Source organism: Streptomyces sp. NPDC031049, assembly GCF_055571015.1.
Window position 1 is genome coordinate 25,236 of record NZ_JBVIGC010000011.1, and the last position, 24,905, is coordinate 50,140.

Here is a 24,905-nt window from a genome sequence, read left to right on the forward strand (position 1 = left end):
CGGGGCCGTGGGGCCGCACACACCGGGGGCGTCCGCCGCTATGGTGGGAGACAACCGGACAACTGTCCGCTCACCAAGAACGTAACGGACAGCTGTCCGGTTAGCAAGGCCGTTGTTTCGGCCACAACCCGCCGGGAGGACGCGTGGGGCAGCCGAAGAGAGACGTGCCGCAGCGCAGCGACGCACAGCGCAACCGCGAGCGGATCCTCGCCGTGGCCGTGGCCGAACTGACGCGCTGCGCGAGCGTGCCGCTGAGCACGATCGCGAAGAAGGCGTGCGTCGGGCAGGGCACCTTCTACCGCAACTTCCCCAACCGCGAGGCCCTCGTCCTGGAGATCTACCGCCACGAGATGCAGCAGGTCGCCGACAGCGCCGCCGAGCTGCTCAGCGAGCGGGAACCGGATCGGGCCCTGCGGGCGTGGATGGACCGTCTCGCCCGGTTCGCCATGACCAAGGCCGGGCTCGCCGAGGCCATCCGGCAGGCCGTCGCCGCCCCGGGCGGCCCCGGGCGGCCCGCCAACACGCCCGTGCTGGACGCCGCCGCACTGCTGCTGCGCGCCAACGAGGAGGCGGGCACCATCCGCCCCGGTGTGACCCCGGACGACTTCCTCCTGGCCATCGCCGGCCTCTGGCAGCTGGATCCGCGCGGTGACTGGCCGGAGCGGGCCGGACGGCTGCTGGACCTCGTCATGGACGGGTTGCGCGCGGGAGCGCCCGGGCGGTGAGCCACGGGGCGCTGAGCCACGCGGATGTGAGCCACGCGGAGGTGAGCCACCGCCCCCGGCGGACGGACGGCACGGCCGGGGACGGCCCGGTCATACGGTGGGGTCCGCACGCCTGTGCGTGCACCCGTGCGCCCCCGTGAAGTGGGCACGCGGCGCGGCGACGGGGAGTTGACCGGGCAGAACAATGACCCGAGCGGGCCGGTGCGGTGTCACCGGTTCTGTCCATGTGCCGGCCGAAGCAGGTGGTGATCCATGAGCGAGGCCCTCCCCGAACCCGTCTGGACGTCGGGCACGGCACCCGGCACCCTCCCGTTGGCGGGACACGCCCTCCCGCTGCTGCGCCACCCGCTGGACTTCCTGCTCTCCCTGCCCGCCCACGGAGACCTGGTCGAGATACGCCTGGGCCCCCGGCGCGCCTGGGTGGCCTGCGAACCGTCGCTGGTCCACCGGATCCTCAAGGACCCGCGCACCTTCGACAAGGGCGGTCCGCTGTACGACCGGCTGCGCACGCTGATGGGCGACGGCCTGGTCACCTGCCGCCAGGACGACCACCGGCGGCAGCGCAGACTGCTCCAGCCGGCGTTCCGTCCCGCGCGCATCGCCGGGTTCACCGGCGTGATGGCCGAGGAGGCCGAGGCGGTGTGCCGGGGCTGGCGGGCAGGGCGACGCGTCGACGTCACCGCGGAGATGCTCGCGCTGACGACGGGGGTGACCAGCCGGTTGCTCTTCTCCGACTCCCTGGACGCCCGCCGGGCCGCCGCGGTGCGGGCGTGTCTCGCCACCGTCGTCCAGGGCCTGTTCATCCGGACGATCGTGCCCGTCGACGCCCTGTTCCGGCTGCCGACGCCGGGGAACCGCCGCTGGCGGCACGCGATCGCGCGGCTGCACGCGCTGGTGGACACCATCGTCGCCGAGCGCCGGCAGGGCCCGCCCCGCGAGGACCTGCTGGGCACGCTCCTGACGGCGGCGCGTTCCACGGGGCCCGGGGCGCCCACCGAGCGGGAGGTCCGCGACCAGCTCGTGACGTTGCTGCTCACGGGCGTCGAGAGCACCGCGATGTGCCTGGCGTCGGTCTTCGCCCTCCTCGCCGACCATCCGGAGGCCGAGGGCCCGCTGCACGAGGAGGTCGACTCGGTGCTCGCCGACCGCCCCACGCCCGGCCCACGGGAGCTGACGCGGCTGGTGCACACCCGCTGCGTCGTCACCGAGGCGCTGCGGCTGCGCCCGCCGGGCTGGCTGTTCACCCGGATCACCACGCGGGAGACGGTGCTGGCCGGACGCCGGCTGCCCCGCGGGGCGACGGTGCTGTACAGCCCCTACCTGCTGCATCACCGCCAAGCGTCGTTCCCGGAACCCGAACGGTTCCGTCCCGAGCGGTGGTTGCCGCAGCAGGCCGGAGCCGGCGGTGGCGGTGGCGGTGGCGGTGGCGGTGGCGGTGGCGGTGGCGGTGGCGCGATGGTGCCGTTCGCGGCCGGCAGCCGCAAGTGCATCGGCGACGCCTTCGCCATGGCCGAGGCCGTCACCGCGGTGGCCTGCGTCTCCCGCCGCTGGCGGCTGCGCGCGGTGGACGGACCGGTCGGCCGGCCGCGTCCCGCGGCGACACTGGGCCCCCGGTCCCTGCTGCTGGTACCGGAGCCACGGCACCGGCGCGCCCACGGCAGAGCGAGCGGCGAGCCGTCCGCGGCGCCCTGAGCGCCCCGCCGGCCGCCCGGCGGCGCACGACGCTCCGAGTACCGGACTCCCCGACAGGCAGGTGACAGCGCAGGTGACGAAGATACCCGCGGCGTACGACGCCCTGACGTACGAAGCACCGACGCACGAAGCCCCGATGTACGAAGCACCGGCATGCGAATCCCTGACGCGCCGAGCCCTTGCTCCCGCCCGCGCCGGGAGCCTCAAGGAGCTGATCGAGGCCACCCTCCACATGCCGTTCCCGTTCCGGACCAACCCCCACGAACGCCGGGCGGCGGCAGGTGTCGACGCCTGGCTGGCACGGTGGGGCCTGACCGAGAACCCCGCGGTCGCGGAGATGATCGTCAGGACCCGCCCGGCCGAGCTGGCCGCCTACAACGGCCCGGCGATGGACGCCGAGCTGCTCCAGCTGATGGCCGATCAGATCGCCTACCAGTTCGTCTTCGACGACCGCGCGGAGGAACTCGGCCGGGACGGACCGGAGCGGCTGCTGCCCATGGCCTGCGAGAGCATCGGCGTCCTGCGCGACGACCAGCCGCCCGCCACCCCGCTCGGAGCCGCCCTGGCCGACCTCCACCGCCGGGTCAGGCAGCGGTGCACCCCCGGGCAGGCGGCCCGCTGGGCCTGGCACAGCCGGGAGTACGTGCACGGGCTGCTGTACGAAGCGGTGGCCCAGAGCCGCCCCGCCCCCGTGCGGATCGGCCTGCGCACCTCCATCCGGGCGCTGATCGCGGGCGTGGAGCCGTTCCACCCGCTGTGCGAGGCGGCGCAGGCCCGGGAACTGCCCGCCGAGGAACTGCACCACCCCGTCGTACGCCGGCTGGCACGGCTGTCGGCCGACGCCGCGGTGTGGATACCGGACCTGTTCTCCGCGGTGAAGGAGCAGCGCACGGGCGGGCTGATCAATCTCGCCCTCGCCTACCAGCACGCACGCCGGTGCTCGCTGCCCGAGGCCGTGACACTGGCGGTCGGGCGGATCAACGCCACCATCGCCGAGTTCCAGCGGCTGCACCGGAGCATCGAGCCGGAGCTGAGCCCGGCCGGCGCCGGCTATGTGGAGGGCATGGTGGGCTGGATCCGGGGCTGCTACTACTGGTCGCGCACCGTGCCTCGGTACGCGGACACGGCGACGGTGTCCGCGGCGCCCTGAGGGGGCGGGGGTGTCCGCGGCGCGTTGACCGGCCGGGGGATGTCCGTAGCACCCTGACCGGCCGGGGAGATGTCCGCGGCGCGCTGACCGACAGCAGTCGGGTCCCGGGGGTGATCCGGGCAGGCTACCCGCGCCGGGAAGCACCCAATCCCGAAACGGGGCTTGTTCACCCGTCCTTGTCCTTGTTGTCTCAGATTCCGGTCATCCGGCCCGGGTCAGGGCGTACGCTCGGCGCTGTTCTCCGATGGCCGACGACAGGAAGCAGTACGGCACATGGTGAATGGGCTGCGGCAACCTGGCACCGGACATGGGCCCTTGCTGGAGCGCCGTCGGGAACTCGACGCGCTGGAGACGGCGTTGTCCCTCCTGTGCGACGACCCTGCGGAGGGCGTCCCCCGGGCGCGGCGCGGCGGGCTGCTGGCGTTCACCGGATCGGCCGGTCTGGGCAAGACCACCCTCCTCGCCCAGGCACGGGTCCGTGCCACGGCCCGCGGCTGCACGGTGCTGTCCGGCACCGGCGGGGAGAACGAACAGGAACTGGCCTTCCGCGTGGTGCGCCAACTCCTGCAACCGACGCTGGCCGCCATGGACGAACCGGGCCGCCGGGCGTTCCTGGGCAGCTGGTACGACATCGTCGCCACCGCGCTCGGTCTGGAGGCGACGTCCGCCGCCCGGGCGCCGGACCCGACCGGGGTGCGCGACGGCCTGGACTGGGTGATGACGCAGCTGACGGTGCGCCGCGCGCCCGTCGTCCTGCTGCTGGACGACCTGCACTGGGCCGACGTCGAGTCCCTGGGCTGGCTCGCCTCCTTCGCCCCGCGGACACAGGACCTGCCGCTGCTGATCGTCACCGCCTACCGGCCCGACGAACTGCCGCCGGAGGCGGATGCCTTCCGGGCGCTCGTCACTCGGCAGGGCGACCGCCCGCTGGCCCTGGACCCGCTCTCCCCCGACGCCGTGGCGCGGATCGTCCGGGGGCAGGTGGGCGAGGCGGCCGAGGACGAGTTCTGCGCCGAGTGCTGGGCGGTGACCGGCGGCAGTCCGTTCGAGACGGTGGAACTCGCCCTCCGGCTCGCCGAGGAGCGGCTGCGCGGCACGCGACAGGAGCTGCCGAGGATGCGCAGCCTGGCTTCGGCGGTCAAGGGACCGGGACTGCTGGACCGGCTGCACCGGCTCGGCACGTCCACGGTGCGCTTCGCCTGGGCCGCCGCCGTGCTCGGCACGTCCGTCGCGCCGGACCTGGCCGCGACCATCGCTGTGGTCGGCAGCGAGGAGGCCGTTCAGGCGGCCGAACGGCTGCGCGCCGCCCGCATCCTGGCGGACCCGCCCGCACCCGGGGGCGGACTGGAATTCGTGCACCCGCTGATCGCCACGACCGTCTACCGGTCCATTCCGGCGAGCCTGCGGGTGGGGCTGCACAACGCGGCGGCGGAGGCCGTCCGGGCCGCCGGACTCGGCCCCACCGCCGCCGCCCGCCATCTGCTGGAGGTACCCTGCGAGGGACGGCCGGCCGCCGTCACCTGCCTGCGGGAGGCCGCCCGCGAGTACCTGCGGGCCGGTGCGCCCGAGGCCGCCCGGCGGGTGCTGTCCCGGGCCCTGCAGGAGCCGCCGCCGGAGGAGGACCGGGCGGCGCTCCTCCACGAACTGGCCGGCGCCACCTTCCTGATCGACCCCGCGGCCACCGTCGCCCACCTCCGAGAGGCCCTCGCGGAACCGGACGTCGACCCCGGTCTGCGTGCCTCCATCGTCTACCGGCTGACCCAGGCGCTGGCCCACACCGACCAGGTGGCCCGGGCGGCGTCGGTGGCCGGCGAGGAGGCCCGGCGGAGCCCGAACCCCCGCATCCGGCTGCGCATGCGCGCCGATCACTTCGTGTGGAGCGCCTTCCGCACCGACGAGCCCGACTCCCGGGCGCGCTCCCGCCGGCTGGCCCGGCTCGCCGCGCGGCTGCCCGGCCGCGGCCTGGAGGAGCGCTACATCCTCGGCCTGCGGGCCTGGGACGCCCTGGTGCGCGGTGAGCCGCGGCGGATCGCGCTCGCCCACGCCGAGGACGCCCTGCGCGGCGGCCTGAGCTGGACCGACGACAACCGTGGCTTCGAGGTCCCGGTGTCGGTCGCCCTGGTGTTCATGTACGCCGACCAGCCGGGGCGGGCCGAGGAGCTGTTCGGCAAGGGCATCGCCGAGTGCGAGGCGAAGGGCTGGCGCGGCTCCCACCTGGCGCTCGGGCACACGCTGTTCGGCTACATCCGCTACCGGCGCGGCTGTCTGGCCGAGGCCGAGGTACTGGCCCGGGAGGGGCTGCGCATCGCCGAACGCGTGGAGGGGGCGGTGCCCGCCCAGTGGTTCGCCGTGGGCATCCTCGTCCAGACGCTGCTGGCCCGCGGCAGGACCGCCGCCGCACGCCGGCTCGCCGACACCTACCGCTACGGAGAGGTCGTCCCGAACGCCGTCATCTACCCCGACCCCCGCACGGTCCACGCCGAGCTGCTGCTGGCCGAGGGGCGGCACCGGGCGGCCGAGCGGCAGCTGGCCGAGGTCGGTGAGCGGCTCGACGAGCGGGGCTGGCGCAACCCCGCGTGGTGCCCGTGGCAGCTCCACCTGGCGTCCGCCGTGGCGCCCACCGATCCCGGGCGGGCGGTGCGGCTGGCCGGGGACGCGGTCGCGCGGGCCAGGGACTTCGGTGCCGCCTCCGTGATCGGCCAGGCCCTGCACGCGGAGGCCGAGGCGACCGGCGGGGCGGCGGCGCTGGAGCGGTACGCGGAGGCGGTCGAGGAACTGGAGCGGTCCCCCGCGTCGTACGAACTGGCCCGCGCGCTGGTCGGCCACGGTGCCGCGCTGGCGCGTGGCGGACGGGTGCCCGAGGCCGCCGACCGGCTGTACCAGGGGCTGGAACGGGCCGTGCACTGCGGTGCCGAGGGTCTGGCCGCGCGGGCACGCGCGGAGCTGTCCGCGGCCGGACTGCGTCCGCTGCCGCTGCGGTACGCGCGGGCGGAGACGCTGACCGCGCGTGAGCGCACCGCCGCCCGGCTGACGGCCCAGGGCGAGCCGGTGGCCGTGGTCGCCAAGGAGCTGCGCCTCACGGAGCAGGGCGTGCGGCAGCTGCTGTCCTCGGTCTACCGGAAGCTGGGCACCGACCGGGCGGGCCTGGCAAGGGCCCTGGACGGCTTCTCGCGCTCCCGGCGCTGACTGGGCGCGACGGCTTATCGCGCTCCCGGCGCCGGCCGGGCGGGCGCGCCGCGCGGCGTCAGCCGGGGGCGCCGGCCCTGCCGCCGACCGGCTGCCCGGCGGTCCCGGACATCCCCCGGTCGCGGTGGCGGTAGCGGCGCTCGGGGCGGCCGGCGACTCCGTAGCGCAGGGAGACCTCGGCGCTGCCGGCGGTGTGGAAGTACTCCAGGTAGCGGCGGGCGCTGACCCGGGAGACCCCGGTCAGGGCGGCGCACTCGCTGGCGGACAAGGTGTCCTCGGCCGCGCGCAGGGTGCGTTCGATCAGCTCGGCGGTCTCCACGCTCATGCCCTTGGGCAGCTCCGGGGCCGCGGTGGGCGCCGCCGCCTTGGCCAGGACCCGGTCCACGTCGGCCTGGCTGCGTACGACCGCCTCCCGCAGGCGTCCGCGCTGGGCCGCGTAGCGCTCCAGACGGGCCCGCAGGTCCTCGGACTCGAAGGGTTTGAGGAGGTAGTCGACGACGCCGTGCCGCACGGCACCGCGGACGGTGTCCGCCTCCCGGGCCGCGCTGATGACCATGACGTCGCAGTCGTGGCCCGCGGTGCGCAGCCGGGGTATGACGTCGAGCCCGAACACGTCCGGCAGATACAGGTCGAGCAGGACCAGGTCGGGGCGGAGTTCGTCGACGGCGGCGACGGCCTGCTCACCGGTGCTGGCGACGCCGACGACCCGGAAGGGGTGGACGCGTTCGACGAAGGCCCGGTGCACGCGGGCCACCATGAAGTCGTCGTCGACGACGAGGACACCGATCGGACCGTCCGGCCCGGGCGTGCCGGCGATGCCGGGTGTGCGGCGCGTCTCGCGGGCACGGTCCGTGCGCCGCCCGCCGGACACGCCGGGCGCCTCACGCACGCCGGGCGCCTCGCGCGGGTCGGGCGCCTCGCGGGGGTCGCGGGGGCCGGGCGTGCCAGGTGTCGCGCGCGTGTCGCGCTTGCCGCTCATCCTCTCGCTCCTTCCGCCACCGCGTCGGCGAGGTGGCTGACGGTCATGCGTGCGGTGAACATCGCCCCGTCGGGGGTGTTGGTCACCGATATCTCACCGCCGTGACGTTCGCAGACCAGCCGGGTGAGCGCCAGACCGATGCCGCGCTCGCCCTCCCGGGCGGCCTTGGTGGTGAAGCCGTGCGCGAAGACCTCGCGGGCGAGTTCCGGCGCCACGCCGGGCCCGGAGTCGCGGACGACGATCTCGACGCTGGAGGCGTCCTGCCGCAGCTCGACCTCGACCCACGCCTCGTCCTCGCCGTCTCGCGGCGCGGCGGCCTCCACGGCGTTGTCGACGAGGTTGCCGACCACGGTCGCCACGTCGGCGGCGTCCTCCGGGGCGAGCCGGTCCAGCGCCGTGCGGTTGGAGACGCGCAGGTCGACCCGGCGCTCGGCGGCGAGCGAGGACTTCGCCGTGAGCAGCGCGGCGACGGCGGTGTCCCGCACCCGGCGGCTGAGGGTGACGTCCAGCGACTGGCGGCGCCGGCTCAGTGCGCGGATGTAGCGCACGACCTCGTCCTGCTCGCCGATCTGGATGAGCCCGGAGATGGTGTGCAGCTGGTTGGCGAACTCGTGGGCCTGGGCCCGCAGCAGCTCGGTGGTGCTGCGGAAGGAGCCGATCTCCCGTTCCAGGCGGGCCAGTTCGGTGCGGTCGCGCAGCGTGGTGACCGACCCGAGCGGCCGGCCGTCCTTGGTGACGGTCATCCGGTTCATCACCAGGACCCGGCCGTGCCGGACGACGACCTCGTCGCGCCGGCCGCCCGCCTCGGGTCGCACGGGGGGTGCGGCACCCGGCCCGGGGGCGGCGTCGGTGCCCGGACCGGTACCGGTACCGGCTCCTGCGTCGGTGGCCGCTGCCGTGCCCGCGCCGGCACCGGCTCCCGTGCCGGCGAGGACGTCGCGCAGGCGTCCCTCGATGCCGAGGCCGTCCAGGCTCTGGCCGACGCAGTCCTCGGGCAGGTCGAGCAGACGCCGGCCCATCTCGTTGACGAGGGTGATCCGGTGCTGCGGGTCGAGGGCGACCACCCCCTCGGCGATGCCGTAGAGCATGGCCTCGCGGTGCTCGGCGAGCCCGGCGATCTCGCGTGGCTCCAGGCCCAGGGTCTGCCGTTTCACGCGCCGGGCCAGCAGCCAGGAACCCGCGACCCCGAGTCCGCTGGCGATGCCGAGGTAGGCCAGGAGGTAGGAGGAGGCGCCGCTCAGGCGCTGCCACACCGTCGGGTCGGCCTCGCCGACCACCACCGTGCCCAGGTGCCGGCCGAGGTTGGCCCGGGTGGCACCGAGCACGGGCACCCGTGCCACCAGCTCCCGGCGGCCGTCCAGGGTGAGCGGCCCGGACCAGCCGCGGCCGGCGGCGGCACCCTCCGCCCGCGGAAGCCGGCGGCCGATCGCCGTGGGGTCGGTGGAGCTGACGATGCGGCCGTCGGCGTCGGCGATCGCCACCGTGGTGACGCCCGACTGGGTCTGGGTGGCGTTGACCAGCGGGGCGAGGGCCTGCCCCGGGACCGGACGCTGGAGCTGGCTGCGCACCAGGGGCGTGGCGGCGAGCTGCTCGGCCAGGGCGGTGACCCGGCGGCCCTCGACACGGTTGAAGGTGGCCTTCGCCTGCGCGAGGGAGACCGCGGCGACCGCGAGCAGCACGACCACGACGATGGCGAGCTGGAGGACCAGCATCTCCCCGGCGAGGGTCTGGCGACGGAAGACGGAAACCACGGCTGACTCAATCTGTACGGCGGGCCGGCGGCCGACGCGCCGCTGTACCGGGTCGCCATCATGGCGCCGACCTGCGGCGAAGTGAAGAGACGCGGGCAGGTGGAGTGCGCAGGGTCACGGCGGGGCGGTGACCGCAATGACCACAACCTCCGTTGGTTCCGCAAGGAAGACACGCCGTCGGCGCGCGGGCACCATGTGGCCCACCTCACGCCCCTCACCCCCACAGGGCATCCCGTACCGATCGACGCAACGACAGGTGGTGACATTCGTGCGCCTGCGCACCCCCCTCGCCCTGCTAGGGGCCGCCCTTCTCGTGCTGGTCGGACCGCCGCTGCTGAAGACCGGCAGCGCCACCGACACGGGCACGCAGATCCCGGGCCTGCGCTTCATGGTCCCCAACACCCCCGGCGGCGGCTACGACATCACGGCCCGCACGGCCGCGAAGAACGCCGAGGACGCCGGCCTCACCCACAACATCGAGGTGTTCAACCTGCCCGGCGCCGGCGGCACCGTCGGCCTCAGCCGCCTGGTCAGCGAGCACGGCAACGGCAGGCTCGCGATGTCCATGGGCCTCGGCGTGGTGGGCGCCGTCCGCTCCAACCACGCGCCCAAGACGCTCGCCGACACCACCCCGATCGCCCGGCTCACCGAGGAGCAGGACGTCGTCGTGGTCGCCAAGGACTCCCCGTACCGGACCATCGAGGAGCTGGTCTCCGCTTGGAAGAAGGCCCCGGGCAAGCTGCCGGTGGGCGGTGGTTCGTCGCCCGGCGGCCCCGACCATCTCGCGCCGATGCTGATGGCGCAGGCCGCGGGAATCAAGCCGAAGCAGGTCAACTACATCCCCTTCGACGGCGGTGGCGAGCTGCTCGCCTCGATCCTCGGCAACAAGGTCGCCTTCGGTGTCTCCGGCGTCGGCGAGTACCTCGACCAGATCAAGGCTGGTGAGCTGCGGGTGCTGGCGGTGACCGGTCCGGAGCGGGTCGAGGAGCTGGACGCGCCCACGCTCATGGAGTCCGGCTACGACGTGAACTTCACCAACTGGCGCGGCATCGTCGCCCCGCCCGGTCTGTCCGACGCCGAACGCGACAAGCTGACCCGGCTGATCGAGAAGCTGCACGACTCGCCCGAGTGGCGGGCGTCGATGGAGAAGAACGGCTGGGACGACGCCTTCCTCGCCGGCGAGGAGTTCGGGGCGTTCCTGGACGCGCAGGACAAGCGCGTGGTGTCGGTGCTGAAGGAGCTGGGCCTGTGACCGCACACACCGACCTTCCCGCCGGCGAGGCGCCCGAGAAGCGCTCGTGGTTGCGCGACCACTCCGAACTGGGCGTGTGCGTCCTGCTGCTGGCGCTCGGCGTCCTGGTGCTGACCGACGCCCTCACCATGGACGTGGACATCACCCAGCGCGGTCCCGTCGGCCCCCGCACGGTGCCGATCGCCGTCGGCGTCGGCCTGCTGATCGTCGCCGCCCTGCTCGCGGTGGACGTGCTGCGCGGCGGCCGGGGCGAGGCCGAGGGCGGTGAGGACGTCGACCTGTCCGAGCCCGCGGACTGGCGCACGGTCCTGCTGCTCACGGGGGTCTTCCTGGGTGCCGCCGTGCTGATCGAGCCGCTCGGTTTCCCCGTCGCGGGAGCGCTGTTGTTCTGGGGTGCCGCCTTCGCGCTCGGCAGCCGCCGGGCCGACCGCGATCCGCTGATCGCCGCGGTGCTGTCCCTGATCACCTATGCCGTCTTCGACCACCTGCTGGGCGTGCCGCTGCCCGGCGGTCCCCTGATGGGAGTGCTGTGAGATGAACGCCCTCGACTCCCTGCTGAACGGCTTCGGGACGGCGCTGAGCCCGTTGAACCTGCTGTGGGCCGCCCTCGGTGTGCTGCTGGGCACGGCGATCGGCGTCCTGCCCGGCATCGGGCCCGCGATGGCGGTGGCGCTGCTGCTGCCGGTCACGTACGGGCTGGACCCGATCGCCGCGTTCATCATGTTCGCCGGCATCTACTACGGCGCCATGTTCGGTGGGTCGACGACCTCGATCCTGCTGAACACCCCCGGCGAGAGCGCCGCCGTGGTCGCCGCGATGGAAGGCAACCCGATGGCCAAGGCGGGGCGCGGCGCCCAGGCGCTGGCGGCCGCCGCCATCGGTCACTTCGCGGGCGGCATGGTCGGCACCATCCTGCTGGTGGCGCTCGCCCCGACGGTCGCGCAGCTGGCGGTGGACATCGGCGCTCCGGACTACTTCGCCATCATGGTGCTGGCGTTCATCGCGGTGACCTCCGTGCTGGGCTCGTCGCGGATCAGAGGGATGGCCTCCCTGCTGATCGGCCTCACCATCGGGCTGGTGGGCCTGGACCAGATGACGGGGCAGCAGCGGCTGACCTTCGGCTCGCTGCAACTGGCCGACGGCATCGACGTGGTGATCGTCGCGGTCGGCCTGTTCGCGATCGGCGAGGCGCTGTGGGTGGCGGCCCATCTGCGGCGGCGGCCCGGTGACCCGATCCCGGTGGGCCGTCCGTGGCTCGGCCGCGGCGATGTGCGGCGGACGTGGAAGTCGTGGCTGCGCGGGCCGTTCATCGGTTTCCCGTTCGGTGCGATCCCGGCGGGCGGCGCGGAGATCCCCACCTTCCTGTCGTACGTCACCGAGAAGCGCCTGTCGAAGCACAAGGACGAGTGGGGCAAGGGCGCCATCGAGGGCGTGGCCGGACCGGAGTCGGCGGCGTCGGCCTCGGCGGCGGGAACGCTGGTGTCCATGCTGACCCTGGGCCTGCCGACGACGGCGGTCGCCGCCGTGATGCTGGCGGCGTTCCAGCAGTACGGCATCCAGCCGGGTCCGCTCCTCTTCGAGCGTGAGCCGGAGCTGGTGTGGGGTCTGATCGCCTCCTTGTTCGTCGGCATGGTGCTGCTGCTGGCGCTGAACCTGCCGCTGGCCCCGCTGTGGGCCAGGCTGCTGCGGATTCCGCGGCCCTACCTGTACGCCGGGATCCTGTTCTTCGCGGCGGTCGGCGCCTACGCGGTCGGCGGTGAGGTCATCGACCTGGTGACGCTGCTGGTCATCGGTCTGGTGGGGTTCGGCATGCGGCGCTACGGGCTGCCGGTGCTGCCCGCGGTCATCGGTGTCATCCTCGGCCCGGCCGCCGAGCAGCAGTTGCGGCGGGCGCTTCAGATCAGCGACGGCAGCGTCACGGGTCTGGTCAACACGCCGTTCTCCGTGACGGTGTACGGGGTGATCGTGGTGCTGCTGGCGTGGCCGCTGCTGAGGCGCCTCGTGGTCCGCGGGCGTGGCACGGACCGTGCGGAGTCCAAGACGGCGGCCTGACCACGACGGGCGGCGGCGGACCGATCGCCACCGGCGTCCGAGGGGGGCGGCTGATCCCGTCCCCCTCGCCCCCGTCCCCCTCGCCCCCGTCCCCCTTGCCCCCGTGCTCCTTGCCCCCGTCTCTTTCGTCCCCGTGCCCTTCGCTTTTCGCCCGGCTCCGCCGGTCAGTTGGCCGAACACGTGCGCTACATTTTGCAGCGCCTTGACCACGATCACCACGATCTCCCCCAACGACACGGAGCCGGCTAACCCATGAGCGACATCGTCAACGGACTCGGCAGAACCACCGCGTACGGCGCCCTCGGCCTGGTTCTGCTGGTCCTCGGCATCGTCCTGGTCGACATCCTGTTGCCCGGAAAGCTCGGCCGGCAGATCTGGGAGGAGCGCAACCGCAACGCCGCCGTGGTGCTCAGCTCCGCGCTGCTCGGCATCGGCGGCATCGTGTTCACCTCCATCTGGACGACGTACGACGACTTCGGCAAGGGACTGGTGTCCACCGCCGTGTTCGGGCTGCTGGGCCTGGTGATGATGGCCGTGGCGTTCCTGGTGCTGGACCTGATCACGCCGGGTCGGCTGGGAGCGACGCTGGTCGAGCAGGAGCCGCACCCCGCGGTGTGGGTGACGGCGTCCTGCAACCTCGCGGTGTCCGCGGTGATGTGCGCCTCGATCGCCTGACCCGAGGCGTCTCCGTGCACTACTGGAGCCGCCGGATGTCGCCGCGCACCCGGTAGAAGCCCCCCGACGCGGGGTGGAGGGCGTCGACGACATAGCGCGCGCCCGGTTCGCGTATCGCCCGCGGGAACTGGACGTTCCACGAGGGGTCGTAGCCTTCGCTCACCACGTGGACGCGGGTCCGGCTGCCTTCCCGTACGCACTCGACGACCACCGACCCCGCGGGCGGGGCGGCGACGGTCGCCACGGCGGCGACGGCGGTGGCGGGCGCGTAGGTCGGCAGGGTGGCGGCCAGTTTGACGTCCCGGGCGACCGGCACCGAGCCCTGCTGGGCGGCCGTGACCGCGGCCTCGCTCGCGTCCACGCACACCAGCGAACCGTCGGTGGTGACCAGGTAGAGCCGCTCGTCGCGGTACTGCATGGACAGCGCGGAACCGCCGCCCGTGCCGAGCTTCCACAGCCGGGTGCCGTCCCGGTCGAAGCAGTACACCGAGGAGGCGGCGTCACCGGCGAAGACGTAGCGGCCGCCGGGCGAGGTGGCGCACGAGTACACCGCGCTGTCGCAGCGGTACGTGGCCTCCAGGGCGCCGGTGGCCTTGGAGAGCCGGTGGACGACCTGGTGGGCGGTGCCCGCGTACACCGCGTCGTCCTCCTGCCAGCCGAAGAGGACGCCGCCCTGGGTGGGGGTGTGCCACAACTCGGTGCCGCCGTCGGGTGCATGGGCCGTGACGCCGCGCGAGTGGCCGTGGTACACGGCGCGGTCGTCGGCGCGCACCATCCAGGCGTGCTCCCCGCGTCCGCCGCGGGACCACTGGTGCTCGTCCTCGTGGTCGATGACGGTGAGCCGTCCGGCGCGGTCCGCGACGTTCAGCACGCCCTCGTGGATGTCGAGCCAGAAGATGTCGACGTCGGCGGCGATGTCGTAGGCGGCGAAGGGGAGTTTGGACGACAGGTCGTACACCCGGCCGTCGTCGCAGCCGGCGTAGATCCAGAAGTCGTCGGCGACCAGGCACTTGACGCCGTCCGGCAGCTGGTAGCGGGCGAGGACCTCGCCGCCGTGCGCCAGGGTGTAGACGTCGCCCGACTGGTTGCCCACCCAGCAGCGCTCGTCGTCGATGTGGATGCCGAAGGCCGCGGAGCCGGTGCGGAACCGCCACAGCACCGGCGCGACCGCGCGGGCGGTGGAGGGTGCCGAGGTCACCTGACGCCGGGTGACGGCGCGGGGCGCGCGCTGTCCCGGAACGGCGGGGGCGTATCCCTTGCGCACCTTCTCGCCGATCTTCTTCGCGGCGGCGGCCTGCGCCTTCTCGGCGGTCGGGAACGTGGACGTCTGGGTCTGCCCGGTGGCGCCGATGCGCCCGTAGCGGATGGACACGACCTGTCCCTCGACGGTGACTTCGTAGAACTTGTGCGCACCTCCGCCGTCCTGTGACAGCTCCAGATACGTCTTGGACATCGCAGACCTCTCCCCCAGGCCGGGCCCGCGGCGTGTTCCGCGGGTTCCACTGCCATGAACAGTAGGGGGCACCACTGACAGCCGGTCCGCGACGGTGACGGCCCGCCGGGGCGGGTCCGCTAGCCGAGGAAGGAGAGGCGGACCGTGCGGTCGGGGTTGTCGACGTTGGTGTCCACCAGGCACACCGACTGCCAGGTCCCCAGCTCCAGCCGGCCGCCGACCACGGGCAGGGTGGCGTGCGGGGGGACCAAGGCGGGCAGGACGTGGTCGCGTCCGTGGCCGGGGCTGCCGTGGCGGTGCTGCCAGCGGTCGTCGGCCGGGAGCAGGCTGTGCAGGGCGGACAGCAGGTCGTCGTCGCTGCCGGCGCCCGTCTCGATGACCGCGATGCCCGCGGTGGCGTGCGGGACGAAGACGTTGAGGAGCCCGTCGCGGCCGGCCGCGGCCTCGCGCAGGAAGGATTCGCAGTCGCCGGTGATGTCGACGACCCTCTCCGTGGAGCCGGTGGTGAGGTTCAGGACCCGGGTGGTGAAGGCATCTGACATGGTTCCCATCCTGACGCACGGGGAGCGCCCCGGCACGGGAGGGCCGACGGGCGCGGCATGGCCGAGGGGTGCGTGGCATGACCGGCGGGCACGGCACGACCGACGGGCACGGCATGACCGAGGGCCGTGGGAGGGCCGACAGGCGCGGGAGCGCCGGTCCGGGCCGTGGGAAGATCCGCCCCCGGTCCGCTGTTGGTAGAAGCGTGAACAACACGCGCGAGGTCGAGGTCGAGGTCGTCGTCGTGGGCGCGGGGCAGGCGGGGCTGTCGAGCGCCTACCACCTGCGGCGCGCCGGGTTCGAGCCCGGGCGCGACTTCGTGGTGCTCGACCACTCGCCCGGACCGGGCGGCGCCTGGCAGTTCCGCTGGCCCTCGCTGACGTACGGGAAGGTGCACGGGATGCACGCCCTGCCGGGCATGGAGCTGACCGGCGCCGACCCGGCCCGGCCGTCGTCGGATGTCGTCTCCGCCTACTTCGCCGCGTACGAGAACGCCTTCGACCTGCGGGTACGGCGGCCCGTCGATGTCCGTGCGGTGCGCGAGGCGGGTGGCGGGCGGCTGCTGGTCGAGACCTCCGCCGGTACCTGGTCCACCCGCGCGCTGATCAACGCGACCGGCACCTGGGACCGGCCGTTCTGGCCCCGCTATCCGGGTCAGGAGACCTTCCGTGGCCGCCAGCTGCACACGGCGCAGTACGCCGGCCCCGAGGAGTTCGCCGGCGAACGGGTGATCGTGGTCGGCGGGGGCGCCTCGGGCACCCAGCACCTGCTGGAGATCGCCCCCTACGCCGCTGCCACCACGTGGGTGACGCGGCGCCCGCCCGTGTTCCGCGAAGGCCCCTTCGACGAGGAAGCGGGCCGGGCGGCCGTGGCCCTCGTGGAGGAGCGGGTGCGGCGGGGACTGCCGCCGAGGAGCGTGGTGTCCGTGACGGGGCTGCCGCTCAACGACGCGATCCGGGCGGGCATCGACTCCGGTGTTCTGGACCGGCAGCCCATGTTCGACCGGATCACACCCGACGGCGTCGGGTGGCCGGACGGGCGGCGGGTGGCCGCCGACGTCATCCTGTGGGCGACCGGCTTCCGGCCCGCCGTGGACCACCTGGCGCCGCTGCGCCTGCGCGAGCCGGGCGGCGGCATCCGCCTCGACGGCACGCGCGCGGTCGCCGACCCCCGGATCCACCTCGTGGGGTACGGCCCCTCCGCCAGCACCATCGGCGCGAACCGGGCGGGGCGCGCGGCCGTGCGGGACATCAGGCGGCTGCTGGCCGAGGAGGAACCGGCCGCCGCGTGATGCCCCGCGGGATCAGCCGGCGGCCTTCGGCGAGGCCTTGCGCTGGAGCTCGTTGAACTCGGCGACGTTGCGCTGGTGTTCCTTGTAGTCGGCGGTGAAGCGGGTGTCGCCCGGCTTGACCGTCACGAAGTACAGCCAGTCCCCCGGCGTCGGGTTGACGGCGGCCCGCATCGCCGCCTCGCCGGGGTTGTCGATCGGCGTGGGCGGCAGGCCCATGCGCTGGTACGAGTTGTAGGGGCTGTCGATCTTCGTGTCCTTGACGGTCGTCGTCAGGGTCGAGCGGTTCAGCGCGTAGTTGATGGTGGAGTCCATCTGCAACGGCATGCCGCGTTCCAGCCGGTTGAAGATCACTCGGGCCACCTTGCCCATGTCGGCCTCGGTGGCGGCCTCGGCCTGGATGATGCTGGCGATCGTGACGGCCTGGTAGACGTTCATGGCGTTGCGCTGTGCGCCGGCCGCGATCGGGGCCCCGTGGAACTTGGCGTTGGCCTTGTCGACCATGGCCGACAGCAGGTGCTCCGGCGTGGCCCGCTTCCCCTTCTCCTCCAGGGGGTACGTCGCCGGGAAGAGGTAGCCCTCGGGGTTGCCCTCCGCGTCGTTCGGCAGCTTCAGACGCGCTTTGGCGAGGGACTTCTTGGTGGTGCCCGGCGGTAGTTCGAGCGCCTTGTCGACGGCCTGGTAGACCTGGCTCGCGCGCCAGCCCTCGGGAATCACCAGCGAGGTCGGACGGGAGTCCTCCTCCTCGCCCATGGTCAGCAGCGGCACCGCCACGGCGGTGCCGGCCACGACGGCTCCGGTCGCGATCAGGGCGATGCGGCCCCGACGCGTCAGTCGAATCGTGCTCCTCGTGCTCCGTGGCGGAGTGTTCGTCTGCATGCGGGCACGGTAACCCGCGCAACGCCACAAACCTGGCATATCGTCATTTTGTCGGCTCCAGTCGGGCGTCGCGCCTGACCAGTGCGGCGTAGCGTCCGTCCCGCTCCAGCAGTTCCTCGTGCGTGCCGCGCTCGACCACACGCCCGGAGTCGAGGACCACGATCTGGTCGGCGCCCCGGACGGTGGACAGGCGGTGCGCGATGGTGAGTGTGGTGCGGTCGGCGGACAGGGCGTCGACGGCCCGCTGTACGGCGGCCTCGGTACGGGTGTCCAGCGCGCTGGTGGCCTCGTCGAGGATCAGGACGGGCGGGTCGCGCAGGATGGTGCGCGCGATGGCCAGGCGCTGCTTCTCGCCACCCGAGAAGCGGTGGCCGCGTTCGCCGACGACCGTGTCGTAGCCGTCGGGGAGGGAGGCGATGTGGTCGTGGATCTGGGCCGCCTTCGCCGCCTCGACCAGTTCCTCGTCGGTGGCGTCGGGCTTGGCGAAGCGCAGGTTGTCGGCGACGGAGGCGTGGAAGAGGTACGTCTCCTGGGAGACGACGCCCACCGCGCGCGCCAGGGTGTCGAAGTCCAGGTCCCGTACGTCCACCCCGTCGAGGGTGACCCGGCCGTCCGTCACGTCGTAGAGCCGGGGCACGAGATGACCGAGGGTGGACTTGCCGGCGCCGGTCGGCCCGACGACGGCGAGGCTGCCGCCCGCGGGGACGGTGATGTCGATGCCCTCCAGGACGGCACCGCCCTTGCCGTCGTAGCGGAATTCGACGTTCTCGAAGCGCACCTCGCCCTTGACGCGGTCGAGGCGGACGGGGTTCTCGCGTTCGGTGATGTCGATCGGCAGGTCCAGGTACTCGAAGATGCGCTGGAACAGCGCGAGCGACGTCTGGATCTGGACGCCGGTGGACAGCAGGCTGACGGTCGGCCGGAACAGCCCCTGCTGGAGCGAGACGAAGGCGACGATCGTGCCGATGGAGACGCCGGGACCGCCGAACCGGAGCGCCAGTCCCGCGGTCCAGTAGATGACGGCGGGCATGGCGGCCATGACGACGGTGATGACGGCCATCCGCCAGCGGCCCGCCATGTTGGACTTCACCTCCAGCTCGACCAGGCCCTTCGACTCGTCCGCGAAGGCGCGGGTGAGCGAGTCGGAGCGGCCCATGGTCCGGCCCAGGAGGATGCCGCTGACGGACAGCGACTCGGTGACCGTGGCGGCCATCGCGGCCATCTGCTTCTGCCGCCGGGTGGTGATCTTCTTGCGTTCGTTGCCGACGCGGCGGCTGATCCAGACGAAGACCGGCAGCAGCAGGAGTGTGACGACGGTCAGCCGCCAGTCGAGGGCGAGCATCGCGACGATCGTGGCGACGACGCTGGTGAGGTTGGAGACCAGGGAGGTCGCGGTGGAGGTGACGGTGGCCTGCATGCCGCCGATGTCGTTGGCGATGCGGGACTGGACCTCGCCGGTGCGGGTGCGGGTGAAGAAGGCGAGCGACATGCGTTGCAGGCGGCCGTAGACGGCGGTGCGCAGGTCGTGCATGACCCGCTGGCCGACCGTCGTGGAGATCAGCGTCTGGAGAACGCCGAAGACGCTGGTGAGGACGGCGCCGAGGATCATGCCGAGGGCGAGCAGGCTGAGCAGGCCGGTGCGCCCCTCGGGGATGGCGACGTCGAGGATCTCCTTGAGCAGGAACGGCGTGGCGACCGACACCAGCGACGAGGCGCCGACCAGCAGTCCGACGACGGCGAGTCTGCCGCGGTAGGGGCGGAACAGCCTCAGGATGCGGCGCACCTGCCGGGGCTGCTCCTTCCCGCCGTCGGGCGGGCTCCAGGCGGGTTCGTGATCGGGGTGCATGGGCTCCTACGGGGGTCGACATGTCGATGGAGGGACGGGCATCGACATCGGATCGTAGCTCATTGTTACCTATACTCACAATGAACGGCGTCCTGATATTGTTCCCGCATGACCGCCTCCGACCACGACGGCCTGCTCGCCGAGCAGTTGCTCCGGCTCACCCGCCGTGTGCACCGCATCCAGAAGCGCCACCTGGAGCGGCGCGGCCTGGGGGTCACCCCCGCCCAGTCCCGGCTGCTGCGCACGCTCGCCCACTACGGCTCCCCGCCGCGCATGGCCGACCTCGCCGCGCGCCTGGAGGTCGTGCCGCGTGCGGTGACGACCCTGGTCGACGCCCTGGAGACGGCGGGCAAGGTGCGCAGGGTGCCGGACCCGGCCAACCGGCGGGTGATCCGCATCGAGCTGACCGACGACGGGCTGGCGGCCCTGCGGGAGCTGCACGCCGCGCGGCGGTCGGCGGCGGAGGAGATCCTCGCCCCGCTGACGGACGAACAGCGGGGCCTGCTGGGCGGGCTGCTGGACACACTGGTCGACACGGACGGGGCCGAGCACGGCGGGGCTGCCGGGGCCTAGTGCGGCCGGGGTCTGCTGCGGTCTGAGCGTGCGGCGGCATGGGCCTAGGCGGTCGGGGCCGGCCCGGCTGTCGCCGGAGGGGCTCGGTCAGGACCTCAGTTCCGCCCGGTCCCCCATGACGACGACGGGGTGCCGGTCCGGGTCGAGCGTGCGCAGCAGGTGTTCCATCGCCGGCCTGGCAAGGCTCACGCACGCCGAGGTGCCGCTGCCGTGGTCGAGGTGGAGCCAGATCCCGCCGCCCTTGTGGGCGCCCTCGGGACGCGTCGGGTCGTTCGGCGGGGTCCCCTTCACGCGGTTGTAGTCGATGGCGATGACGTAGTCGAAGTCGTGCCAGTGCGACTTCGCCCACCAGCGCGGCGCCGCGAAGGAGGCGGAACGCGTGTACGGCAGCCGGGCGCCCGGATCCGGCAGGACGCCGCCCGCGTCGCTGAGCGTGAACACGCCCACGGGGCTGCGTCTGTCGTTCTCGTGGTGGTCGGTCGTCCAGCCCTTCGCGCCGTTGTGCGCGGGCCAGCCGTGCGTGCGGTGCCAGCCGGCACCCCGCTTCTCGTACAGCACGACGGTGGAGTCCGCGGAGTCCTTGTCCTCCCCGTACACGGCGACGACCTGGCGCGTCTCGGCCGGGATGCGCCGCTGGTACCGCTCGCCGACGCCCGGGACGCGGGTCGGGGCGGCGGTGGCGCGGGGCGGGGTGGCGCGGGGCGGGGTGGCGGTGGCGCGGGAGTCGGCCGTGGCACCGGCCGACGGCCGGTCGCCGCCGGTGTCCACGGCGTGACCGGCGCCGCCGCCGCAGGCGGTCAGCGCCGCCAGAAGGGTTACCAGGGCCGCCGTCGCGACCCCTGTCCGCACAGCTCGGCCGTTCCGCATCGCTCCATCGTCGCACCCGTGTCCCGGGGGCCGGCGGCGGGCGCCGTTCCGGGGGCGTGACATGCGGCAGCCGGTGCTGTGCGCCGCCGCGGAAAACCGGTTGCCTTCCACCGCGCCGCGGCGCGAACCTTGCACGGTTTGCAAGCACTTGCCGCCGTGCGTCACGGCGCTCCCGACCGAGCCACTGGGACGTCATGCAGATCCAAGACCTTCCGTTCCCCGACCCGGGCGTGCCGGACGCGCGCTCCGGGCCCCGATTCCTGCGGTGGCTCTTCCGCAACCAGCTGCGCGGCCAGCTGAAGTCGCTGGCCTGGGGTCTGCTGCACTTCGCCTCCGTCTCGTCACTGCCCTTCTGCGTCGGTCTCGCCGTGCAGGCCGTCGTCGACCGTGACGGCGGGCGCCTCGCCCTGGCCGGCGCCCTGATGGCGCTGGCGTGCGCCGGCAACGCCCTCGGCGACACCTTCCTGCACCGCGCCGCGGTCACCAACTGGATCACCGCCGCGGCCCGCGTCCAGCAGCTGCTGGCCCGCAAGGCCGCCGTGCTGGGCTCGGCCCTGACCCGTCGCGTCGCCGCCGGAGAGGTGGTGGCCGTGTCCACCGGTGACGTCGAGAAGATCGGATGGTTCGTCGAGGCCCTGTCCCGGTTCACCGCGGCGGCGTTGACGATCGTCCTCGTCTGCGTGGGCCTGGTCGTCTACGAGCCGGCCCTCGGGGTCGTCGTCGCCCTCGGCCTGCCGGTGCTGGCGCTGGGGGTGCTGCCCCTGCTGCCGCGGGCCACGCGGCGCGCCGACGTCCAGCGCGAGAAGGCCGGCCGTGCCACCGAGCTCGCCTCGGACACCGTCGCCGGACTTCGGGTGCTGCGCGGCATCGGCGGCGAGGAGCTCTTCCTCGACCGCTACCGCCGCGCCTCCCAGGAGGTCCGCCACGCCGCCGTGCGCAGCGCCCGCATGTGGTCCCTGATCTCGGCGATCCAGGTGCTGCTCCCGGGTCTGCTGCTGATCGCCGTGGTCTGGCACGGCGTCCACCTGGCCCGCGAGGGCCGCATCGCGGTCGGCGAACTCGTCACCGTCTACAGCTCGGTGATGATCCTCACCTACCCGCTGCGGCACTTCGAGGAGATCGCCATGGCGTACTCCTTCTCGCGTCCCTCGGCCAAGCGGGCCGCGCGCGTGCTGTCGCTGGAGCGGGCCACGGACACCGGTGGGTCGCGCACGGACGGCGTGCCGACCGGTGACCTGTACGACCCGGCCACGGGACTGCGCGCCCCGAGCGGACGGCTCACGGCCGTGGTGTGCGGCGACCCGGACGCGGCGGGCCGGCTGGCGGAACGGCTCGGCGGGCATCCGGCCGAGCAGGGCCCGTCGGTGCTGCTGGGCGGGGTGCCGCTGGACGAACTGCCGCTGGACCGCGCCCGCACCGCCGTCCTGGTCCAGGACAAGGACCCGGTGCTGCTCTCCGGCACGCTGCGCGAACTGCTCGACGTGCCCGCCTCCGGTGCCGTCGGCGCCGAGGAGGCGCTGGCCGCCGCCCAGTGCGGGGACGTCCTGGCCGCGCTCGTGCAGGGGTCGCTGGGTGCCGAGGACCCGATGGACGCCCTGATCACCGAACGCGGCCGCTCGCTGTCCGGAGGCCAGCGCCAGCGGCTCGCGCTGGCCCGGTCCCTGGTCACGGACCCGGAGGTGCTCGTCCTGGACGAGCCGACCTCCGCCGTGGACTCGCACACCGAGGCCCGGATCGCCCAGGGCCTGCGGAGCCTACGCGAGGGGCGGACGACGGTGGTCTTCACCTCCTCGCCGCTGCTGCTGGACCGCGCCGAGCAGGTGGTGTTCCTGCACGACGGCGAGGTCGCGGCCGTCGGCCCCCACCGCGACCTCGTGCGCACCGAGCCGCGGTACCGCGCCGTGGTGACCCGCGAGACCGACGACGAGGCCGCCGCCGCGGGGGCGGCCGACGCCGCTGCGGCGGTGCCCGACGCAGCCGGCGCGGGGGCGGCCGACGAGGCGGCGGTGCGGGGGGTTCTCGGCGGGCGCGGCGCACTCGGCGGCGGCGACGGCATGCGGCACCGGGACGACGCGGTGCTGCACCGACTGGAAGAGATCGAGGAGACGGCATGATCGGCGTGGCCCCACCGGCGTACGACCCGGCGGCGCCGACGACGGCGAGCACGCTGCCCGTCGGCGCCCCCGCCACCGTCCGCGCCTACGTGGCGGAGCTGCTGCGGCGGCACCGCCGTGCCTTCCTCCTCCTCATCACGGTCAACACCGTCGCCGTGGTCGCGTCCATGGTGGGCCCCTACCTGCTGGGCGGACTCGTCGAGCGGGTGGCCGACGGCGCCCGGGAACTGCACCTGGGGCTCACCGCGACACTGTTCGTCACGGCGCTCGTCGTCCAGGCCGCTTTCGTACGGCAGGTGCGGCTGCGCGGCGCGATGCTCGGCGAGCGGATGCTGGCCGATCTGCGCGAGGACTTCCTCGTCCGCTCGGTCGGCCTGCCGCCGGGTGTGCTGGAGCGGGCCGGCACGGGCGACCTGCTGTCCCGGATCACGACGGACATCGACCGGCTGGCCAACGCCATGCGCGAGGCCGTGCCCCAGCTGGCGATCGGCGCCGTCTGGGTGGTGCTGCTGCTCGGCGGGCTCGTCGTCACGGCGCCGCCGCTGGCGCCGGCCGTGCTGCTCGCCGTGCCCGTGCTGGTGATCGGCTGCCGGTGGTACTTCCGGCGGGCCCCCGCCGCCTACCGCTCGGAGGCCGCCGGGTACGCCGCCGTGGCCGCCGCGCTCGCGGAGACCGTGGACGCCGGGCACACCGTCGAGGCGCACCGCCTGGGCGCCCGCCGGGTCCGGCTCTCGGACCGCCGGATCAAGCAGTGGACGGCCTGGGAGCGCTACACCCTCTGGCTGCGGTCGGTGCTCTTCCCGGTCGTCAACGTCACCCATGTGACCGTGCTGGCCTCCGTGACGCTGATCGGCGGCGTCTTCGTCCTGCAAGGATGGATCGGCGTCGGTCAGCTGACGACGGGTGCGCTGATCGCCCAGATGATGGTCGACCCGGTGGGTCTGATCCTGCGCTGGTACGACGAGCTTCAGGTCGCCCAGGTGTCCCTGGCCCGGCTGGTGGGTGTGCGGGACATCGAGCCGGACGCGGGGGATGCCGAGCTGGCCCCCGAGGGCCGCGACGTGCACGCCGACCGGGTGCGGTTCGGCTACGTCGACGGCGTGGACGTGCTCCGCAAGGTGTCCCTGGAGGTGGCACCCGGCACCCGGCTGGCGCTGGTGGGCCCGTCGGGCGCCGGAAAGTCCACCCTGGGCAGGCTGCTCGCCGGCATCTACACCCCCCGCGAGGGCCGGATCACCCTGGGCGGTACCGAGCTGTCCCGGATGTCCGCCGAGCGGGTCCGCGCGCACGTCGCCCTGGTCAACCAGGAGCACCACGTCTTCGTGGGCTCGCTGCGCGACAACCTCCGGCTCGCGCGCACGGACGCCGGCGACGCCGAGCTGTGGGCGGCGCTGGGCGCGGTCGACGCGGACGGCTGGGCGCGCGCCCTCGACGACGGCCTGGACACCGAGGTCGGCTCCGGCGGCTTCGCGATCACTCCGGCGCAGGCCCAGCAGATCGCGCTGGCCCGGCTGGTGCTGGCCGACCCGCACACGCTGGTGCTGGACGAGGCGACATCCTTGCTCGACCCGCGGGCGGCGCGGCACCTGGAGCGGTCCCTGGCCCGGGTCCTGGAGGGCCGCACGGTCGTCGCGATCGCCCACCGCCTGCACACCGCGCACGACGCGGACGTCATCGCCGTGGTGGAGAACGGCCGGATCAGCGAGCTGGGCAGCCATGACGAGCTGGTCGCCGCGGACGGCGCCTACGCGGCGCTGTGGCGCTCCTGGCACGGCTGACCGCCCCGGCACCAGCCCCGCCCCGCGCCGTCGGGGCACCGGCCCGCGGGTGGGCGTCGCCAGGACGCCGGGCTCTCGAGGCGGGCGGACAGCCCCGGCCCGTCC

Annotated in this window: 19 protein-coding genes; 12 read left to right on the plus strand and 7 right to left on the minus strand. The window is 73.7% G+C overall.

The genetic code is table 11. The features are described 5' to 3' along the window. Positions 1-143 precede the first annotated feature (143 nt). The 4 genes from ACZ45Q_RS19475 to ACZ45Q_RS19490 all read left to right on the plus strand — a co-directional run bounded on the left by ACZ45Q_RS19475 (position 144) and on the right by ACZ45Q_RS19490 (position 6,753). On the plus strand, positions 144-725 hold the full coding sequence (locus ACZ45Q_RS19475) for a TetR/AcrR family transcriptional regulator (RefSeq protein ID WP_468262597.1): 582 nt from the start codon (positions 144-146) through the stop codon (positions 723-725). Between the two features lie 252 nt (positions 726-977). Continuing rightward, positions 978-2,417 (plus strand): cytochrome P450, encoded by a 1,440-nt coding sequence (locus tag ACZ45Q_RS19480; RefSeq protein ID WP_468262600.1) that lies wholly within the window; start codon positions 978-980, stop codon positions 2,415-2,417. 73 nt (positions 2,418-2,490) lie between these two features. Further along, positions 2,491-3,567 (plus strand): (-)-alpha-amorphene synthase, encoded by a 1,077-nt coding sequence (locus ACZ45Q_RS19485; RefSeq protein WP_468262603.1) that lies wholly within the window; start codon positions 2,491-2,493, stop codon positions 3,565-3,567. Positions 3,568-3,840: 273 nt separating this feature from the next. Beyond that, positions 3,841-6,753, plus strand: a complete 2,913-nt coding sequence (locus ACZ45Q_RS19490) for an ATP-binding protein (protein ID WP_468262607.1) — start codon at positions 3,841-3,843, stop codon at positions 6,751-6,753. Between the two features lie 58 nt (positions 6,754-6,811). On the opposite strand, the gene ACZ45Q_RS19495 is transcribed toward ACZ45Q_RS19490, so the two are convergent. Together ACZ45Q_RS19495 and ACZ45Q_RS19500 are read right to left on the minus strand one after the other, a co-directional pair. After that, complete coding sequence (locus ACZ45Q_RS19495) at positions 6,812-7,732, minus strand: response regulator (RefSeq protein WP_468262610.1); 921 nt, start codon at positions 7,730-7,732, stop codon at positions 6,812-6,814. Next, positions 7,729-9,483, minus strand: coding sequence for a sensor histidine kinase (locus tag ACZ45Q_RS19500; RefSeq protein ID WP_468262613.1), 1,755 nt, complete (start codon positions 9,481-9,483; stop codon positions 7,729-7,731). The genes ACZ45Q_RS19495 and ACZ45Q_RS19500 overlap by 4 nt, the downstream gene beginning before the upstream one ends. Before the next feature lie 268 nt (positions 9,484-9,751). Between ACZ45Q_RS19500 and ACZ45Q_RS19505 the strand changes: the two genes are divergently transcribed. The 4 genes from ACZ45Q_RS19505 (at position 9,752) to ACZ45Q_RS19520 (ending at position 13,462) form a co-directional block, all read left to right on the plus strand. After that, positions 9,752-10,735, plus strand: a complete 984-nt coding sequence (locus ACZ45Q_RS19505) for a Bug family tripartite tricarboxylate transporter substrate binding protein (protein ID WP_468263238.1) — start codon at positions 9,752-9,754, stop codon at positions 10,733-10,735. Beyond that, on the plus strand, positions 10,732-11,268 hold the full coding sequence (locus ACZ45Q_RS19510) for a tripartite tricarboxylate transporter TctB family protein (protein WP_468262616.1): 537 nt from the start codon (positions 10,732-10,734) through the stop codon (positions 11,266-11,268). Before ACZ45Q_RS19505 ends, ACZ45Q_RS19510 begins: the two co-directional genes overlap by 4 nt. Position 11,269: 1 nt before the next feature. Next, a complete protein-coding gene (locus ACZ45Q_RS19515; protein ID WP_468262619.1) occupies positions 11,270-12,787 on the plus strand; it encodes a tripartite tricarboxylate transporter permease in 1,518 nt (505 codons plus the stop codon). Positions 12,788-13,039: 252 nt separating this feature from the next. Further along, positions 13,040-13,462, plus strand: coding sequence for a DUF350 domain-containing protein (locus ACZ45Q_RS19520; RefSeq protein WP_468262621.1), 423 nt, complete (start codon positions 13,040-13,042; stop codon positions 13,460-13,462). A 19-nt stretch (positions 13,463-13,481) separates the two neighbouring features. Here the strand turns inward: ACZ45Q_RS19520 and ACZ45Q_RS19525 are convergent, their stop codons facing one another. After that, the gene (locus ACZ45Q_RS19525; RefSeq protein ID WP_468262624.1) at positions 13,482-14,915 is read right to left on the minus strand and encodes a WGR domain-containing protein; all 1,434 of its coding nucleotides are present in this window, start codon (positions 14,913-14,915) and stop codon (positions 13,482-13,484) included. Positions 14,916-15,034: 119 nt separating this feature from the next. Then, a complete protein-coding gene (locus ACZ45Q_RS19530; RefSeq protein WP_468262627.1) occupies positions 15,035-15,457 on the minus strand; it encodes a secondary thiamine-phosphate synthase enzyme YjbQ in 423 nt (140 codons plus the stop codon). A gap of 203 nt (positions 15,458-15,660) precedes the next feature. Between ACZ45Q_RS19530 and ACZ45Q_RS19535 the strand changes: the two genes are divergently transcribed. Then, positions 15,661-16,746 carry an NAD(P)-binding domain-containing protein gene (locus ACZ45Q_RS19535; protein ID WP_468262629.1) on the plus strand — a complete coding sequence of 362 codons (1,086 nt, stop codon included), beginning with the start codon at positions 15,661-15,663 and terminating at the stop codon, positions 16,744-16,746. A gap of 12 nt (positions 16,747-16,758) precedes the next feature. Here ACZ45Q_RS19535 and mltG read toward each other — a convergent pair whose 3' ends face one another. Together mltG and ACZ45Q_RS19545 are read right to left on the minus strand one after the other, a co-directional pair. Further along, on the minus strand, positions 16,759-17,622 hold the full coding sequence (gene mltG / locus ACZ45Q_RS19540) for an endolytic transglycosylase MltG (RefSeq protein ID WP_468262632.1): 864 nt from the start codon (positions 17,620-17,622) through the stop codon (positions 16,759-16,761). Positions 17,623-17,665: 43 nt separating this feature from the next. Further along, positions 17,666-19,468 (minus strand): ABC transporter ATP-binding protein, encoded by a 1,803-nt coding sequence (locus ACZ45Q_RS19545; RefSeq protein ID WP_468262635.1) that lies wholly within the window; start codon positions 19,466-19,468, stop codon positions 17,666-17,668. A 108-nt stretch (positions 19,469-19,576) separates the two neighbouring features. Between ACZ45Q_RS19545 and ACZ45Q_RS19550 the strand changes: the two genes are divergently transcribed. Continuing rightward, on the plus strand, positions 19,577-20,041 hold the full coding sequence (locus ACZ45Q_RS19550) for a MarR family winged helix-turn-helix transcriptional regulator (protein WP_468262638.1): 465 nt from the start codon (positions 19,577-19,579) through the stop codon (positions 20,039-20,041). Between the two features lie 87 nt (positions 20,042-20,128). On the opposite strand, the gene ACZ45Q_RS19555 is transcribed toward ACZ45Q_RS19550, so the two are convergent. Beyond that, positions 20,129-20,908, minus strand: a complete 780-nt coding sequence (locus ACZ45Q_RS19555) for a hypothetical protein (protein ID WP_468262640.1) — start codon at positions 20,906-20,908, stop codon at positions 20,129-20,131. Between the two features lie 194 nt (positions 20,909-21,102). Here ACZ45Q_RS19555 and ACZ45Q_RS19560 point away from each other — a divergent pair, with 194 nt between their 5' ends. Beyond that, positions 21,103-23,022: an ABC transporter ATP-binding protein gene (locus ACZ45Q_RS19560; protein WP_468262643.1), complete on the plus strand. Its 1,920-nt coding sequence runs from the start codon at positions 21,103-21,105 to the stop codon at positions 23,020-23,022. Further along, complete coding sequence (locus ACZ45Q_RS19565; RefSeq protein WP_468262646.1) at positions 23,019-24,800, plus strand: ABC transporter ATP-binding protein; 1,782 nt, start codon at positions 23,019-23,021, stop codon at positions 24,798-24,800. Before ACZ45Q_RS19560 ends, ACZ45Q_RS19565 begins: the two co-directional genes overlap by 4 nt. Positions 24,801-24,905 lie beyond the last annotated feature (105 nt).

What these genes read in the sequence shown, in the direction of transcription:
- ACZ45Q_RS19480 (WP_468262600.1), top strand. Translation starts at nt 978, where the DNA reads ATGAGCGAGGCCCTCCCCGAACCCGTCTGGACGTCGGGCACGGCACCC.
- ACZ45Q_RS19490 (WP_468262607.1), top strand. Translation starts at nt 3,841, where the DNA reads ATGGTGAATGGGCTGCGGCAACCTGGCACCGGACATGGGCCCTTGCTG.
- ACZ45Q_RS19495 (WP_468262610.1), bottom strand. Translation starts at nt 7,732, where the DNA reads ATGAGCGGCAAGCGCGACACGCGCGCGACACCTGGCACGCCCGGCCCC.
- ACZ45Q_RS19515 (WP_468262619.1), top strand. Translation starts at nt 11,270, where the DNA reads ATGAACGCCCTCGACTCCCTGCTGAACGGCTTCGGGACGGCGCTGAGC.
- ACZ45Q_RS19520 (WP_468262621.1), top strand. Translation starts at nt 13,040, where the DNA reads ATGAGCGACATCGTCAACGGACTCGGCAGAACCACCGCGTACGGCGCC.
- ACZ45Q_RS19525 (WP_468262624.1), bottom strand. Translation starts at nt 14,915, where the DNA reads ATGTCCAAGACGTATCTGGAGCTGTCACAGGACGGCGGAGGTGCGCAC.
- ACZ45Q_RS19530 (WP_468262627.1), bottom strand. Translation starts at nt 15,457, where the DNA reads ATGTCAGATGCCTTCACCACCCGGGTCCTGAACCTCACCACCGGCTCC.
- mltG (WP_468262632.1), bottom strand. Translation starts at nt 17,622, where the DNA reads ATGCAGACGAACACTCCGCCACGGAGCACGAGGAGCACGATTCGACTG.
- ACZ45Q_RS19545 (WP_468262635.1), bottom strand. Translation starts at nt 19,468, where the DNA reads ATGCACCCCGATCACGAACCCGCCTGGAGCCCGCCCGACGGCGGGAAG.
- ACZ45Q_RS19550 (WP_468262638.1), top strand. Translation starts at nt 19,577, where the DNA reads ATGACCGCCTCCGACCACGACGGCCTGCTCGCCGAGCAGTTGCTCCGG.
- ACZ45Q_RS19555 (WP_468262640.1), bottom strand. Translation starts at nt 20,908, where the DNA reads ATGCGGAACGGCCGAGCTGTGCGGACAGGGGTCGCGACGGCGGCCCTG.
- ACZ45Q_RS19560 (WP_468262643.1), top strand. Translation starts at nt 21,103, where the DNA reads ATGCAGATCCAAGACCTTCCGTTCCCCGACCCGGGCGTGCCGGACGCG.
- ACZ45Q_RS19565 (WP_468262646.1), top strand. Translation starts at nt 23,019, where the DNA reads ATGATCGGCGTGGCCCCACCGGCGTACGACCCGGCGGCGCCGACGACG.